This window comes from Nocardioides sp. GY 10113 (assembly GCF_004919105.1).
In the GTDB taxonomy this organism is placed as follows: domain Bacteria; phylum Actinomycetota; class Actinomycetes; order Propionibacteriales; family Nocardioidaceae; genus Nocardioides.
Genome location: NZ_STGK01000002.1, coordinates 1 through 13,530, shown reverse-complemented (window position 1 = coordinate 13,530; position 13,530 = coordinate 1). Strand labels below are relative to the sequence as shown.

Genomic DNA, 13,530 nt, shown 5'->3' with positions numbered 1-13,530 from the left:
GAACCTGATCGGAGGCCCGCGGTGGCGCCCGCCGGTGCGGGGGAGTAGGACTGGAGCATGGCGGGTCAGCGCCGCACGCCGGACGAGGTCGAGATCCGGACCAGCCCCCGGGAGCCGGTGGTCGATCCCCGGCTGGGCATCGACGTGGCCGCCGTGGCCGCGCCGGACGCACGACACCGACTGGTCACCGTCGGCGACTCGCTGACCCAGGGGTTCATGAGCGGGGCCGTCCACCGCACCGACCTGAGCTGGCCGGCGCTGGTCGCCTACGAGCTGGGCCTGCCCGCGGGAGCGTTCACCTTCCCGACCTACGAGTGGCCGACCGGGCCGGGCGGTCTGCCGCTGGACCTGGAGCGACTGGCGCGTGCGATGCAGGACCGGTTCGGGGAGCGTCTGGACTTCTGGGAGATCGTCCCCGCCGGCCTGTGGCTGCGCGGCTACATGGACGGGATCGAGGACTACTGGGAGCGCGGTCCCGGCTCGCGCCCGCCGGCCCCGGGGCCGCCCCCGGACAACATGGGGGTCTCCGGCTGGGACCTGCTCGACCCGGTCCTGCTCGTCGCGTCGGAGGTGGCCGCCGCGATCGCGCGGCCGACCCGCGACGACCTCACCTCGCAGATCGTCGAGCACCACCGCCAGCTCGTCGCGTGGTCGGTCCTCCAGCGCGCCCGGGACGGGGTCGGGGAGGGGGCGGCCGACCGGACCGTGCTGGAGGCCGCGGCCGCGATGAGCGCCCCCGGCGAGGGGATCGAGACGCTGGTCGTGGTGCTCGGGTCGAACAACGCGCTCGGCTCGGTGGTCTCGCTCGAGCCCGTCTGGACCCCGGAGGGGTACGCCGACCTGCCGCTCGCCGAGCGACCCGCCGCCGGACGCGGCTGCAACCTGTGGCGGCCCAGCGCCTTCGCCGCCGACTGGGCGGCGCTCGAGGCGGAGCTGCGCCGGGTCGCCGCGGCCCACGTGGTGGTCGCTACGGTCCCGTCGGTGACGATCGCGCCGATCGCCCGAGGGGTCGCCGGCAAGGTGCGGCCCGCGTCGCGGTACTTCCCCTACTACACCCGTCCGTGGATCTCGGACGACGACTTCGACCCGGGTCGGGACCCGCACCTCACGGGCGAGGAGGCACGGGCCATCGACTCGGCCATCGACGCCTTCAACGAGACGATCGTGGCCTCGGTCGCCGCGGCGCGTCGCGACGGCCTGGACTGGTACCTCTTCGACCTGGCCGCGCTGCTGGACCGGCTGGCCGCTCGCCGGTACATCGAGAGTCCGTGGGCGCGGCCGGCCTGGTGGACGCCGTACGAGCTGCCGGCGGCGCTGCGCGCGCTGGACCCGGTGCCCAGCACCCGGTTCTTCCGCTCCGGGCCCGAGGGGCGCACCGACGGCGGGCTCTTCTCCCTCGACGGGGTGCACCCGACGACGATCGGCTACGGGATCCTCGCCCAGGAGGTGATCCGGGTGCTGGAGATGGCGGGCGTCCAGTTCCGCGAGCGCGACGGGGTGACGCCCCGGGTCGGCCCGGTCGAGGTCGACTTCGACCGCCTGCTGCTCGCCGACACCCTGGTCAGTGATCCGCCGGCGCTGGTCAGCAGGTCGTTGAGCCTCCTCGGCTGGCTGGACGAGCGGCTGGACTGGGTGGGTCGGTCCCTGCCGTTCGGGTAGCGGCCGGGACGGGTCGGGGAGACGCTCGGGCGTCGGGCGGCGACAGCAGCGCGGCCGCCGCTGTGACCAGGTGGGCTCGCCGCCTCGTCCGGTCCGCGGGAGCGCCGCTCACCTCGCCGTCGTCGAACATCACCTCCAGGATCGCGTGGCCGAACAGCATCCGGTAGACGGTGTCGGCGGCCTCGCGCGGCGCCGCCGTGCGCTCGGCCAGCAGGTCGATCATCAGCTCCGCCGTGCGGCGGCTGAAGGCGATGCCCTGTGCGCGGAGGGTCGGCTCGTCGTACCCCGTCACCATGAACGCGCGGAACAGTGACCTGTGGTTGCCGAAGACCTCGTCGAAGGCGGCCACGATCCGCTCGAGCAGCGCCCGCGGGTCGCGCTCCTCGGCGATCGCCGTGCCCGTGGTCAGCCACTCGTCGGCCACCCGGTCGAAGAAGCGCTGCTGGCAGGCTGCGAGCAGGCCGTCGCGGTCACCGAACCGGTGGTACAGCGAGCCGACCGAGACCCCGGCGACGCGGGAGACGTCGGCGATCGTGAGCCCGCCGACGCCTGCGCGGGCGAGCACCTCGAGCGCGGCGTCCAGCAGGCGCTCGGTGGAGGCGCGGCTGCGCGCCTGCTGGGGTGCGCGGACGGCCGGAACCGGACGCGTGGCGCTCATCGCGTCACCCCCACGGGTCGACAGAACTAGAAGACGAATTCTAGTCTGCGAACGAGAACGCGTCCCACTCCTGTCTGCTCCCCAGGAAGGTCACCGATGATCAGTCGTCGCTCGATGCTCTCCGCTGCCGCCGGCACGGCCTCGCTCGCTGCGCTGCCGCTGCGGCCCGCCGCCGCCGGCGTTGCCGGCACCCTCGGCTGCGCGCCGCGTTACCTCGGCTACCGCCGGGCTGACCGCGCCCAGCCGTACGCCTCCTACATGGCGTCCAGCACGCGGCCGATCCAGGCGGCGGCTGCGCGGGCGGTGGACGCCGGCCCGACGCCGGCGTCGGCGATCCCGCCGCTGTCTGACCTGACCCGCGACCTGGCGCCGACCGGCTACTCGCGGCTGGAGCGGGGCTACGGCCTGACCGCCGGCGGGCAGGTCTGGGTCGCGATGCACACCCGGCTGCCGGGCAACACCGCGGCGATGTGGGACTGGTGGTTCGGCTGGCACAGCACGGAGCCGGCCCGCTACAAGCTGTGGCACCCCGACGCGCACGCCTTCGCCGCGATCAAGCAGGACCGCTCGCGGATCCCGGGCCTGACCGACCGCCAGAAGTACGTGGGCAACACCAGCTACGTCGACGAGTACATCGGCGACCAGCTCGAGCAGCTGGCGATCAGCTTCGTCGATCCCGAGCGGCACGGCTTCGTCGTCCCCGCCGGTCACACGGTGGTCACCGGCCACGTCGGCAGCTCGGTCCTCCCGGTCCGGCTGGGCCGCCTGGCGCACCAGATCCGACCCACCGGCTACGGGGCGGAGATGCGCAGTCGCTTCTACCTCAACGTGGCCAGCCTGGGTGAGGTCGACGCACGCGCCAACCTGTGTGCCATCGCCCGCAACCCGCTGCCCACGCTCAGCACCCCGCTCCCGTTCGACGTGGCCTTCGGGCGCGACCTGATGCAGCACTGCGCGGCGGAGATGAACCACCTCTCACGGATCCTGCCCGACCTGTACGCCGAGTTCCGCGGCACGCCCTGATCGCGCGGGCCGACCCGATCCCGCGCGCTGGGCGGGGCGGGTCGGGTGCATCGGCGCTACCGTGGGGTCGTGGCCGAGGACGCTTGGCTCGCGGGTGATCGCTACGAGCCCTACATCGGCCGGTGGAGCCGGCTGGTGGCGCCGCGCTTCCTGAGCTGGCTCGGGGCGCCGTCCGACCTGCGCTGGGTCGACGTCGGCTGCGGTACCGGGGCCCTGACCGCCGCGATCGCGGAGTGGGTGCGGCCGCGCTCGGTGCTCGGGGTCGACCCGTCGCCGGGGTTCGTCGCGTGGGCCGAGGAGCACCACGCCTCGCCCGAGGTGGGCTTCCGGGTCGCGGGGGTGGAGGAGCTGGCCGAGGAGAGCGCGGACGTGGTCGTCTCCGGGCTGGTGCTGAACTTCCTGCCCGATCCGGCGGCGGCGCTCGCCGCGATGGCTCGGGCGGCGTGCCCGGGCGGGGAGGTGGCGGCGTACGTGTGGGACTACGCGGGAGGGATGCAGCTGCTGAGCACCTTCTGGGAGGCGGCGGTGGCGCTCGACCCCGCCGCCGCGGCGCAGGACGAGGCCGCGCGCTTCGCCGGCTGGGACCTCGCCCGCCTCGAGGGGCTGTGGCGCGACGCCGGCCTGGAGCGGGTGGGGACGACGGCGGTCGCCGTCGACGCCCTGTACCCGAGCGCGACGGCGGCGTGGGTGCCGTTCCTCGGTGCCACGGGCCCGGCGCCGGGGTACGTCGCCGGCCTCGCCGAGGAGCACCGGCAGGCGCTGCGGGACCGCTTCCTGACCGCGCTGCCGACCGCTGAGGATGGCGCGGTGCGGCTCAGCGCGCGGGCCCTGGGGGTGCGGGGACGTCGAGGCCCTCGACCCTGAGCACCGTCCACGCCCGACCGACCGCTCGCCCGGGAGGCGCCTCACATGCTCGACTCAGCCCAGCAGGTCGGCTTCGTCGGAGTGACCGACCTCGACGACGCTCAGAGGTTCTACGGCGACCTGCTCGGCCTGCCGCTGGAGGACGCGCGTCCGTTCGCGCTGGTGCACGCGACCGCGTCGACCCAGCTCAGGATCACCCGGGTGGACCGGGTGGCGCCGGCCCCCTACACCGTGCTCGGCTGGGCGGTGGACGACCTCGACGCCGAGGTCGACCGCCTCGCGGGCAGGGGCGTCGCGTTCACCCGGTACGACGGTCTGGGCCAGGACGACCGCGGCATCTGGACGGCGCCCGGCGGGGCCCGGATCGCCTGGTTCCGCGATCCCGACGGCAACACGCTCTCGCTGCAGCAGTGAACGCGACCCGCGGGCGCATCCTCCCGTCGATGGTCGGGTCCACCCGCCGCGTGCGGGTGCCGGGGCAGCGACGCCGGCAGTCGCCGCCGGAGGGTCACCGGGGCCGAGACCTGATCGGGTGGGCCCGGCCTTGCGCCCCGCGCACCGTGCCCGCCGGTGCCGACGGGCACCGTCAGGAGCGCAGCACCTTCTCCAACGGCCGGCCCTTGGCGAGCTCGTCGACCAGCTTGTCGAGGTAGCGGATCTGGCGCATCAGCGGGTCCTCGACCTCCTGGACCCGCACCCCGCAGACGCTGCCGGTGATCAGGGACACCCCGGGATTGAGGTCCGCCGCGGCGAAGAACTCCTCGAACGTGGTGCCCGCCTCCAGGTGCTCGCGCAGCGCCGCCTCGTCGAAGCCGGTCAGCCAGGCGATCACGGCGTCCAGCTCGGCGACGGTCCGTCCCTTCCGCTCCACCTTGTTCACGTAGTGCGGGTAGACCGAGGCGACGCTCGTGGTGAAGATCCGGTGCACGCCGGCATCGTAGGTCGCCGTGTATCAGGCACCCGGCGCCTGGGTCCTCCCAGAGACGACCCGACCTCCCGAGGAGCCCGCCATGAACGACGACGTCCGACGTCCCGACCGTGAGTCCGGCGACCTGGGCCACCCGGTGGTCCGGGGCGGGCGGCACCCGGTGAGCTCGGTGGTCGTCCTCGGGGACGGCCCGGCCGGGACGGTCGCCGCGGCCGCCGCCGCCCTCAACGGCGATCGCGCGACGCTCCTCGGCCTCGGCCGGATCCCCGACCCCGGCACGCTCGAGACGCTGGACCTGCGCGCTGCCTCCGCGCTGGCCGGCCTGGGCTGGTACGACCCGGTGGTCGAGCGCGCGGTCCCGTGCGGCCCGGAGGGCTGGGTGGTCGACCGTGCCTGGCTCGACCCGCTGCTGCGCGACCTCGCCGCCGCCGCCGGCGTACGGATCCGGACGCTGGCCGATCGGGTGCGCACGCGCCAGGACGACGAGGCGACCGAGGCCGTGGTGGGCGTCCTCGCCGCCGGCCGGCACACGCCCGGTCCGCGGCGCGACCTCGGCCCCGACCGGACCGTCCTCACCGTCTCGCTGCCGCCCGCCGCCCTGCCCGGGTTGCGTGGCCGGCGGGTGGAGGTGGCCGCGGGGCCGTGCTGGTCGGCGATCGGCGACGGCGTGACCTGCTCGGTCTCCTTGACCCTGACCGGTGCGTTGGCCTCGCGTGGGCCCGACGCGCTGCGCGCGGTCTGGCGCCGTGCGCTCGGGAGCGCACCGTCGTGGCTGCCGGACGAGGCCGCCGACCAGGTGCCGCGGGTCGATCAGGTCCGAGCTCAGATCCGGCTGTCGGACGGCGGTCCCCGGGCGGCCGGTGACGCGGCGCTCTGCGTGGACCCGCTCTCCGGGCGCGGCCTGACGCTGGCGCTGGAGGGTGGCGTGCGCTGCCTGGACGACGGTTACGACCGGTGGCTGGTGGAGCAGTCTGCGGAGTACGTCGCCGCGGCCCGTGCGGCGTACGACGCCGTGGGTCTGGACCCGGCTGCGCTGACGGTCCGGGCGCGCGCCTGAGTGCTCGCCCGGCGAGTGGCGACGACACGGGCGGTCGCCCCGCCGGTCGGGCTGGACGACCGCTAGCGTTGCCGCGGAGCCGACGCACCACGTCGGCCGTCAGCGCCGCGGACGGACCGCGGACGCGGAGGAGGTCGCATGTCCTACGTCGTCGACTTCACCGACGTCTCCACCGTCGGTCTGGAGTCCTCGCCGGTCGCCGAGGCGCTGGCCGGGCTGCGCGCGAACGAGGCGCGCTACTTCAAGAACAAGTACTCCCGCGAGTTCGCCGTGGTGCCCGCGGCGGAGGCCAGCGACCTGGTCGACTACGTGCACCGCATCCTCAAGGAGGAGCGCGACCTCGAGATCTCCTCGCCGCCGCTGGAGGCGAGCGAGATGGAGGTCGAGGGGGTGCGCTGGACCCACGTGTTCTACGAGTCCGGTCTGGCGATCAACGTGCTCTACACGCTGGCCGAGGGCGGCAAGCGCGCCGTCGGGTTCAAGCTGTCCGACGGCATGGAGGTGCCCGCGGAGCTGGCGGACCGGTTCAAGTTCGCCCGTCAGCGGTCGAAGCTGGCCGGCACCATCCGGGGCACCTTCTTCGTGATCAAGGGCGAGTACTGATCGCTCGGCGCTGATCGGTCCGGAGCGCTCGACGCTCACCCCATCGTCTTCTGGCCGTCCAGCGCTTCGCGGATGATGTCGGCGTGGCCGGCGTGCTGCGCGGTCTCGGCGATGATGTGCAGGAACGTCCGCCGGGCCGTCCACCGGGCACCGGGCTCGAACCAGGGCGCCTCCGGCAGCGGCCACGACAGGTCCAGGTCGGGCAGCTCGGCGACCAGCCGGTCCGTGGCGGCGGCCACCTCGGCGTACCGCTCGAGGAGACCGGCCAGCGTCTCGTCCTCGCCCATTCGGTGGGACTCCATGAACGCGACCACCTCGGCGGGCGGGTTGCTCCAGTCGACGGTGGAGTAGTCGATCGCGTCCGCGGGGCCGCTGGCGACGAACTCGGCCCACTGCTCCTCGGTGGTGGCGACGTGCTTGATCAGGCCGCCGAGCGTCAGCTCGCTGACGGTGGTGCGCTCGCGCGCCTGATCGTCGGTGATCGCATCGACGGTGGTCAGCAGGAAGCCTCGGTGGCGGCGCAGGGAGTCGACGAGGTCCGCGCGCTCGCCGACGGGTGCGGGTGCGGTGGGGGTGGTGGTGGCCATACCGCTCACGCTAGGCCCGTACGCCGACACCGCACCGCCCGCGGCCTCCTCGGTGCCGACCGCGGCGACCCGGGCAGCGGCGATCGCGACGCCGCCGCACGCTCCGGATCAGGGCGCGGAGCGGCTCGCCGTGGACCATACTCAGACATGGCCTACCAGATCCGCGGGATCCTGTTGCCGGAGAACCAGCGCCGCACGCTGGAGGAGCTGACCGACGACCTCGACCTGCGGGCCGGGGACGTCCGCGCCAAGAGATCGGCGTTCTGGACGATGCTGACGCTCTCGGCGGTGATCGCCTCGGCCGGCGTGCTCGGCGAGTCCACCGCCACCGTGATCGGCGCGATGATCATCGCGCCGCTGGCGACGCCGATCATGGGCATCGCCCTGGCGATCGCCAAGCGCGAGAGCAACCGCGCGGGCCGCTACGTGCTGACGGGCTCGCTGCTCGTGGTGGTGATCGGCGTGGTCTTCTCCCAGGTCCTGCCGGTCGGATACGTGCTGCTCGACAACCCACAGATCAGCAGCCGGGTCTCGCCCGGGGTGCTGGACATGGTGGCGGCGCTGGCCACCGGGCTGGCCGGGGCGGTGGCGCTGGCCCGGCGCGACGTCGCGGCGGTCCTGCCGGGCGTGGCGATCGCGATCTCCCTGGTGCCGCCCCTGGCCGTGGTCGGCATCTGCCTGGGGTCGGGGGACTGGGGGCTGGCCCTCGGTGCGACGCTGCTGTTCGTCTCCAACCTCCTGGCGCTCGTCCTGGCCGGCGCGACCGTCTTCGCCGTCCTCGGGTACGCGGACGAGGCCACCCGGAGCCGGGGTCAGTCGCGCCGCCGGGCCTATGCCGTGCTGACCGGCCTCATGGTGGCCGTTCTGGTGCCGCTGCTGGCCAACACCTTCCTCAACTACGTCTTCGCCAACTACACCCGCACCGCGAAGGAGGTGGCCCAGGAGTGGATCGCCGACATCCCGGGGGCGGAGGTGACCGACGTGTCCGCCGAGGGCCTGGTGCTCGTCGTGTCGGTGAAGGCCCCGGGCGAGCTGCCCCCGATCGACGACCTGCGCGCCGCCCTCGACGACCGGCTGCTCGACGTGTTCGGCGTCCGGCTCGAGTCGACCGTCGGCACGAAGACCGAGGTGCGTCCGTCCGGCGGCTGAGGCCGGGCCGGACCGGAGCACACCCTTCACAACCGTGGACTAGACCCCTAGATTGCCCGGACGGCGTCAACGGGGACGCCGACTTCTCGGTAGGAGTCCATGTGAGTTCGTTCCGCAGGTCAGCAGCACTCATCTCCGCGGCAGGTCTCGTCGCGGCCGGCCTCTCGGTCGCCGGCGGCACCGCCACCGCAGCCCCCACCACCGGGTGCGACAACCGCACCAACGACAGCCTCCGCAAGGTCCTGGACTGCGTCACCCTCGACGGGGTCCTCGAGCACGAGCAGGCGTTCCAGGAGATCGCCGACGCCAACGGCGACACCCGCGCCTCCGGCACCTCGGGGTACGACGCGTCGGCGGCGTACGTCGCGGACCGGATGCGGAAGGCGGGTTACGACGTCAGCGTCCAGGAGTTCGACTTCGTCAGCTTCGAGGACCTCGGCGGCTCCGAGCTGGACCAGGTCGCGCCAACGCCCGCCAGCTACGTCGAGGGCACCGACTTCGGCGCCACCACGCAGTCGGAGCCGGGCGAGGTGACGGCGGCGGTCACCGCCGTCGACCTGCAGCTCGGGCTGGGCAACACCTCCACGAGCGGCTGCGAGGCGGCGGACTTCGCCGGGTTCCCGGCGGGCAACATCGCGCTGATCCAGCGCGGCACCTGCACGTTCCAGCTCAAGGCCGAGAACGCGGCGGCGGCCGGCGCGACCGCGGTCGTCTTCTTCAACCAGGGCAACACCACCGACCCGTCGCGCACCGGCATCCCGGCGGTCACGCTGGGCGCGGGCTACAGCGGTGGCATCCCGGCGCTCAACGCCACCTACGACCTCGGCGTCGCGCTCGCCGACACCCCGGGGCTGATCCTGCACGTGCTCGCCAACGTCACCCGCGAGACCACCACGACCGCCAACGTGATCGCCGACTCGCGCGGCGGCGACGACTCCAACGTCGTGATGGCCGGCGCACACCTCGACTCGGTCAACGAGGGCCCCGGCATCAACGACAACGGCTCCGGATCCTCCGCGCTGCTCGAGGTCGCCGAGCAGGTGGCGAAGGCGGCCAACAAGGGCCAGCTCGCCCACCACGTCCGGTTCGCCTGGTGGGGTGCCGAGGAGAGCGGCCTGGTCGGGTCGACGCACTACGTCAACGAGCTCAGCGACGAGGAGATCGCCGACCTCGAGATGTACCTGAACTTCGACATGGTCGGCTCCCCGAACTACGGCCTGTTCATCTACGACGGCGACGGCTCCGGGTTCGGGCTCGTCGGCCCGGAGGGATCGGACGACATCGAGGCGCTCTTCGAGAAGTTCTACGCCGACCGGGGCATCCCGTCGGAGCCCACGGCGTTCAGCGGCCGCTCGGACTACCAGGCCTTCATCAACAACGGCGTGCCGGCCGGCGGGCTGTTCACCGGCGCCGAGGGGATCAAGACCGAGGAGCAGGCGGCCAAGTGGGGTGGCATCGCGGGTGAGGCCTACGACCCGTGCTACCACCAGGCCTGCGACACGATCGAGAACCTGAGCCACGAGGCACTGGAGATCAACGCCGACGCGATGGCCTACGTCGTCTACCTGTACGCATCGGGCCAGGCGTCGATCAACTAGTCAGTACGACGCCTGTTCAGCCATGTCGGCCGCCGGTGCCCCACGCGGGCGCCGGCGGCCGCGGCGTCGCCGGGCATCCGCGCGGAGGGGCGTGGGCTCGGATCAGGTCAGCCCGATCACGACGACCGCGAGGGCCACGGCCGCGGCGACCGCGCACGCGGCGTACGTCGCGACCAGTCGGTCGCCGGCCGCCAGGTCCCGCCGCCCGCCGGCGGGACCGCTTCCGGTGCGGCGCCGCGCGACCCACAACGCGGCGAGAACCATGCCGGCGCCGACCACCAGCAGGGCCAGCGGGGCGGCCAGCGTGTCGGGGAACCACAGCGACACCGCCTGCGGCAGGACCAGCAACGACCCGGCGGCCCCCACCACCAGCAGCACGAGGTCGCGGAAGGCCACGGCCAGGACCACCACCGCGGCGGCCGTGGCGAGCGCCAGCACGACGCCGGCGTCGGCGGGGAACGTCGTCATCGCGCCCAGCACGAGGGCCGCGGCGGCCGCCGGCAGCACCGCTGCCCGCGGGCCGAGCACGCCACCCCAGCCGAGCAGCAGCCAGGCGGCGGCCACGCCCCACACACCCAGCCCGGGCAGCGAGTCGGCGTCGGGGAAGACCTGGACGATCGTCGTGGCGGCGGTGAGCATCAGCAGCACCGCGGTCGCGGCCTGCTGGAGGAAGCCGTGGCGCAGCGTCCACAGGGCCCCCGCCCACACGGCCGTCGTGCCGGCCACCGCCAGGCCCACGGCGCTGTCGTCGAGGTCGAGCACGTCGACGGCGGCGACGCCCATGAACCCCGCGAACGCGCCGGTCGAGGCCAGCCACAGCACCGAGCGCAGCCGGTCGCCGGCCTCGCCGAGGCGGGCGGGCACCAGGAGCCCGCCGGCGACCAGGCCGCCGGCCGCCGTACCGATCAGGGCGAGCCGGGCCGCCGTGGACAGCTCGTCCCAGTACAGGGCGCCGACCATGATCGCGCCGACCAGGACGATCACCCCGCCGAGGTAGCCGAGCGCCTCGACGGCCAGCGTCGCGGCGTGGGGCCGGTCCTCTGCCGGCTCGCTGTCGGGAGCCGGCGCGACGACGCCGGCCACGCCCTCGGCGCGGATCAGCGCGGCCTGCTCGGCGGTGATGATCCCGTCCGTCACCCAGCGGTCCACCAGCACCGTCAGCGGCGTGGCGGCCGGGGTGACCCGCCCCAGGCGGTGGTGTCCGTTGGACACGCTCACACGGTTCATGGCGCACCTCCTCGTGCCTGCTCCCATCGTCCCGCTGGACGTGGCTCGGGGCACGGGGCGAAGGTCCCGGCCGGTGTGTCGTCGGCCCCTGCCGCCGGGGCGGGTGCGGGGGCGAGGGTGGAACCATGAAGGCATTGGTGGTCTACGGCTCCAAGCGCGGCGGCACCAAGGGGCTCGCGCAGATGCTCGGCGATGCGCTCACGGAGCAGGGGATCGAGGTGACCGTCCGCTCCGCCGCCGTGCGGACGGGCGACGTGGGCAGCTACGACGCGGTCGTCGTCGGGGGTGCCCTCTACGCCGGCCGGTGGCACAAGGCGGCCCGTCGGTTCGTGAAGCGGGAATCCGACGCGCTGCGCGACACGAAGGTGTGGCTGTTCAGCAGCGGACCGATCGGCGACGACGCGGAGCCGGCCGGTGAGATGGAGCCCGTGGGCCATGTCCGCGCGGCGATGGAGCGGGTGGGCGCCGTGGGTCACGCGACGTTCGGCGGCCGGCTCGAGCCGGACGCGAAGGGGTTCCCGGCGAACGCGATGGCGAAGAAGATGGCCGGCGACTGGCGGGACCCGGAGGCGGTCAGCGCCTGGGCGAAGGAGATCGCCGCCAGCCTGGCCTGACGTCGTCCGGCGCCCCGCGTCGTCAGCGGTGCGCCTCGATCCCGCGCCCCACGATGTCGAGCGCCTCGGCACAGCCCCTCGGTCGCGGTTCGGTGATCGCTGCGCCGTTCGCCACGACCGGGTAGCGACCTGCTCGTAGAAGGCCCTGTTGAGCCGCTCGCACAGCGAGTCGGTCCGGGCGATCGCGCGCCCCGTACGGGGGCCCAAGTCGCTGGGACATGGTCCGGAAGCGACTGGGTACTACGGCCCGCGCGCAGTGTGACCGAGATCTCTGTAACGCGGTGGGTGGCGATTAACCGTCCGGGTTACCGCCGAGTAGATTGGCCAGTGTCCAGAGAACGATCTCCACTCTGTGAATCGCCTGGACGTTTGCTCGGCCGGTACGGGCCCAGCAAGCCAGTCGGAGCCTTCCAGCTTGACTTCGCTCGGAGCCCGTCAGCAGCACCACGGTGTCTGCTGGCCCGGTCGAGTGCATCACTCACCCCGGCGGCACTCGCCGCCCGGGGTGTCGCACCACCCTGCCCGAGGAGCACCCGAAGTGAAGAAGAGCCTTGCCGCCTCAGCGGTCCTGAGCACCAGCCTGACCGCCGTGGTCCTGGTCGCCCCGGCCCTCCCGGCCGCCGCAGCCGACCCGAGCTGCACCGCCGACTCAGCGCAGCTGATCGAGGTGGTCCCCGCGGTGACGCACACCGAGTCGCAGTACTCGAAGACCGTCACCGTTCCCGCCGTCGGCCCGGAGAAGATCGAGGTCGCCAATCCGGACTACGTGCCGGCGACCACCGACGTCGTCCGGCACCCGGCTGAGTACGAGACCGTGGTGGTCGAGCGGGAGTTCACCAAGACCACCCCCGGAACCACGATCGTTCACTGGTTCAAGGTCGAGAACGCCCCCGACGCCCACTCGGGCTGGGAGCCGACCGGCAACGTCAGGACCGAGGAGCGCGAGGTCAAGGCAGCCTGGGAGGAGACCATCACCGTCCCGGCCCAGGGCCAGCCGACCATCGTCGTCGCCAACCCCGACCACGTGCCCGCCTCGGTGACCACCGTCTACTACGACGGCAAGGTCGGCGGCACCACCGACCCCGCGCTGGCGGCCTGGGTGCGCTACGCCCCCACCGGCTGGCCGACGCTCGTCGCCACCCGCACCGTCACCGACGTCCCGGAGACGTACGTGTGCGACGTCGAGAAGCCGGTCACCACCCTGACCAACGGCTCGCCGCTGGTCCGTCCCGGCTACGCCTTCCGGCTGATCTCCACCGACAACGACCGCGTCGTGCGGACCATCGGCAACGTCTACAAGGACGGCTCGCTGTTCACGTCGTTCCAGGCGGCCGGTGACGTCCTCGACGTGCCGGTGACCTTCGCCGACGGCAGCTACACGCTGCGCTACAACTCGCGCGACGCGGTCGGCAACGTCGCGACCACCCAGAACTTCGCGTTCGTGGTCGACGGCACGGCCCCGAAGGTGACCGACAAGGGCACCGACGGCGCGGTGGCGCAGTCGAAGTCGTTCAAGCTGTTCGACGCCAACAAGGTCGACAAGGTCGTCATCAACGGGGTGAC

The 13,530-nt window shown here is 73.3% G+C and carries 14 protein-coding genes; 10 read left to right on the top strand and 4 right to left on the bottom strand.

Features of this window, described 5'->3' with window-relative positions:
• Positions 1-57 precede the first annotated feature (57 nt).
• The gene (locus E8D34_RS02355; RefSeq protein ID WP_136592999.1) at positions 58-1,659 is read left to right on the top strand and encodes a hypothetical protein; all 1,602 of its coding nucleotides are present in this window, start codon (positions 58-60) and stop codon (positions 1,657-1,659) included.
• Here the strand turns inward: E8D34_RS02355 and E8D34_RS02350 are convergent.
• On the bottom strand, positions 1,583-2,317 hold the full coding sequence (locus E8D34_RS02350; RefSeq protein ID WP_136592998.1) for a TetR/AcrR family transcriptional regulator: 735 nt from the start codon (positions 2,315-2,317) through the stop codon (positions 1,583-1,585). The genes E8D34_RS02355 and E8D34_RS02350 overlap by 77 nt on opposite strands.
• Positions 2,318-2,413: 96 nt before the next feature.
• Here E8D34_RS02350 and E8D34_RS02345 point away from each other — a divergent pair, with 96 nt between their 5' ends.
• The 3 genes from E8D34_RS02345 (at position 2,414) to E8D34_RS02335 (ending at position 4,618) form a co-directional block, all read left to right on the top strand.
• Positions 2,414-3,340 carry a hypothetical protein gene (locus E8D34_RS02345; protein WP_136592997.1) on the top strand — a complete coding sequence of 309 codons (927 nt, stop codon included), beginning with the start codon at positions 2,414-2,416 and terminating at the stop codon, positions 3,338-3,340.
• A 69-nt stretch (positions 3,341-3,409) separates the two neighbouring features.
• Positions 3,410-4,204 (top strand): class I SAM-dependent methyltransferase, encoded by a 795-nt coding sequence (locus tag E8D34_RS02340; protein WP_136592996.1) that lies wholly within the window; start codon positions 3,410-3,412, stop codon positions 4,202-4,204.
• 45 nt (positions 4,205-4,249) lie between these two features.
• Entirely contained in the window at positions 4,250-4,618 is a 369-nt protein-coding gene (locus tag E8D34_RS02335; protein ID WP_136592995.1) for a VOC family protein, read from the top strand.
• A 172-nt stretch (positions 4,619-4,790) separates the two neighbouring features.
• On the opposite strand, the gene E8D34_RS02330 is transcribed toward E8D34_RS02335, so the two are convergent.
• On the bottom strand, positions 4,791-5,132 hold the full coding sequence (locus E8D34_RS02330; RefSeq protein ID WP_136592994.1) for a DUF2200 domain-containing protein: 342 nt from the start codon (positions 5,130-5,132) through the stop codon (positions 4,791-4,793).
• Positions 5,133-5,214: 82 nt separating this feature from the next.
• Between E8D34_RS02330 and E8D34_RS02325 the strand changes: the two genes are divergently transcribed.
• Both E8D34_RS02325 and E8D34_RS02320 read left to right on the top strand, forming a co-directional pair.
• Positions 5,215-6,189 carry a hypothetical protein gene (locus E8D34_RS02325; RefSeq protein WP_136592993.1) on the top strand — a complete coding sequence of 325 codons (975 nt, stop codon included), beginning with the start codon at positions 5,215-5,217 and terminating at the stop codon, positions 6,187-6,189.
• 138 nt (positions 6,190-6,327) lie between these two features.
• Complete coding sequence (locus tag E8D34_RS02320; RefSeq protein ID WP_136592992.1) at positions 6,328-6,792, top strand: phage tail protein; 465 nt, start codon at positions 6,328-6,330, stop codon at positions 6,790-6,792.
• A 35-nt stretch (positions 6,793-6,827) separates the two neighbouring features.
• Here the strand turns inward: E8D34_RS02320 and E8D34_RS02315 are convergent, their stop codons facing one another.
• Positions 6,828-7,379, bottom strand: coding sequence for a DinB family protein (locus E8D34_RS02315; protein WP_136592991.1), 552 nt, complete (start codon positions 7,377-7,379; stop codon positions 6,828-6,830).
• Between the two features lie 147 nt (positions 7,380-7,526).
• Between E8D34_RS02315 and E8D34_RS02310 the strand changes: the two genes are divergently transcribed.
• Positions 7,527-8,528: a TIGR00341 family protein gene (locus tag E8D34_RS02310; RefSeq protein ID WP_136592990.1), complete on the top strand. Its 1,002-nt coding sequence runs from the start codon at positions 7,527-7,529 to the stop codon at positions 8,526-8,528.
• 101 nt (positions 8,529-8,629) lie between these two features.
• Positions 8,630-10,126, top strand: a complete 1,497-nt coding sequence (locus tag E8D34_RS02305) for a M28 family metallopeptidase (protein ID WP_206056517.1) — start codon at positions 8,630-8,632, stop codon at positions 10,124-10,126.
• 102 nt (positions 10,127-10,228) lie between these two features.
• On the opposite strand, the gene E8D34_RS02300 is transcribed toward E8D34_RS02305, so the two are convergent.
• Entirely contained in the window at positions 10,229-11,353 is a 1,125-nt protein-coding gene (locus tag E8D34_RS02300; RefSeq protein ID WP_168929309.1) for a DUF2157 domain-containing protein, read from the bottom strand.
• A gap of 125 nt (positions 11,354-11,478) precedes the next feature.
• On the opposite strand from E8D34_RS02300, the gene E8D34_RS02295 reads away from it, so the two are divergent.
• Both E8D34_RS02295 and E8D34_RS02290 read left to right on the top strand, forming a co-directional pair.
• Positions 11,479-11,967, top strand: coding sequence for a flavodoxin domain-containing protein (locus E8D34_RS02295; protein WP_136592988.1), 489 nt, complete (start codon positions 11,479-11,481; stop codon positions 11,965-11,967).
• 538 nt (positions 11,968-12,505) lie between these two features.
• The coding region (locus E8D34_RS02290) for a hypothetical protein (protein ID WP_206056516.1) at positions 12,506-13,530 on the top strand (1,025 nt) is incomplete at its 3' end.

Bases quoted from the DNA above. Each gene is read 5' to 3' on its own strand.
- E8D34_RS02355 (WP_136592999.1), top strand. From the start codon at position 58: ATGGCGGGTCAGCGCCGCACGCCGGACGAGGTCGAGATCCGGACCAGC.
- E8D34_RS02350 (WP_136592998.1), bottom strand. From the start codon at position 2,317: ATGAGCGCCACGCGTCCGGTTCCGGCCGTCCGCGCACCCCAGCAGGCG.
- E8D34_RS02345 (WP_136592997.1), top strand. From the start codon at position 2,414: ATGATCAGTCGTCGCTCGATGCTCTCCGCTGCCGCCGGCACGGCCTCG.
- E8D34_RS02335 (WP_136592995.1), top strand. From the start codon at position 4,250: ATGCTCGACTCAGCCCAGCAGGTCGGCTTCGTCGGAGTGACCGACCTC.
- E8D34_RS02325 (WP_136592993.1), top strand. From the start codon at position 5,215: ATGAACGACGACGTCCGACGTCCCGACCGTGAGTCCGGCGACCTGGGC.
- E8D34_RS02320 (WP_136592992.1), top strand. From the start codon at position 6,328: ATGTCCTACGTCGTCGACTTCACCGACGTCTCCACCGTCGGTCTGGAG.
- E8D34_RS02315 (WP_136592991.1), bottom strand. From the start codon at position 7,379: ATGGCCACCACCACCCCCACCGCACCCGCACCCGTCGGCGAGCGCGCG.
- E8D34_RS02310 (WP_136592990.1), top strand. From the start codon at position 7,527: ATGGCCTACCAGATCCGCGGGATCCTGTTGCCGGAGAACCAGCGCCGC.
- E8D34_RS02300 (WP_168929309.1), bottom strand. From the start codon at position 11,353: ATGAACCGTGTGAGCGTGTCCAACGGACACCACCGCCTGGGGCGGGTC.
- E8D34_RS02295 (WP_136592988.1), top strand. From the start codon at position 11,479: ATGAAGGCATTGGTGGTCTACGGCTCCAAGCGCGGCGGCACCAAGGGG.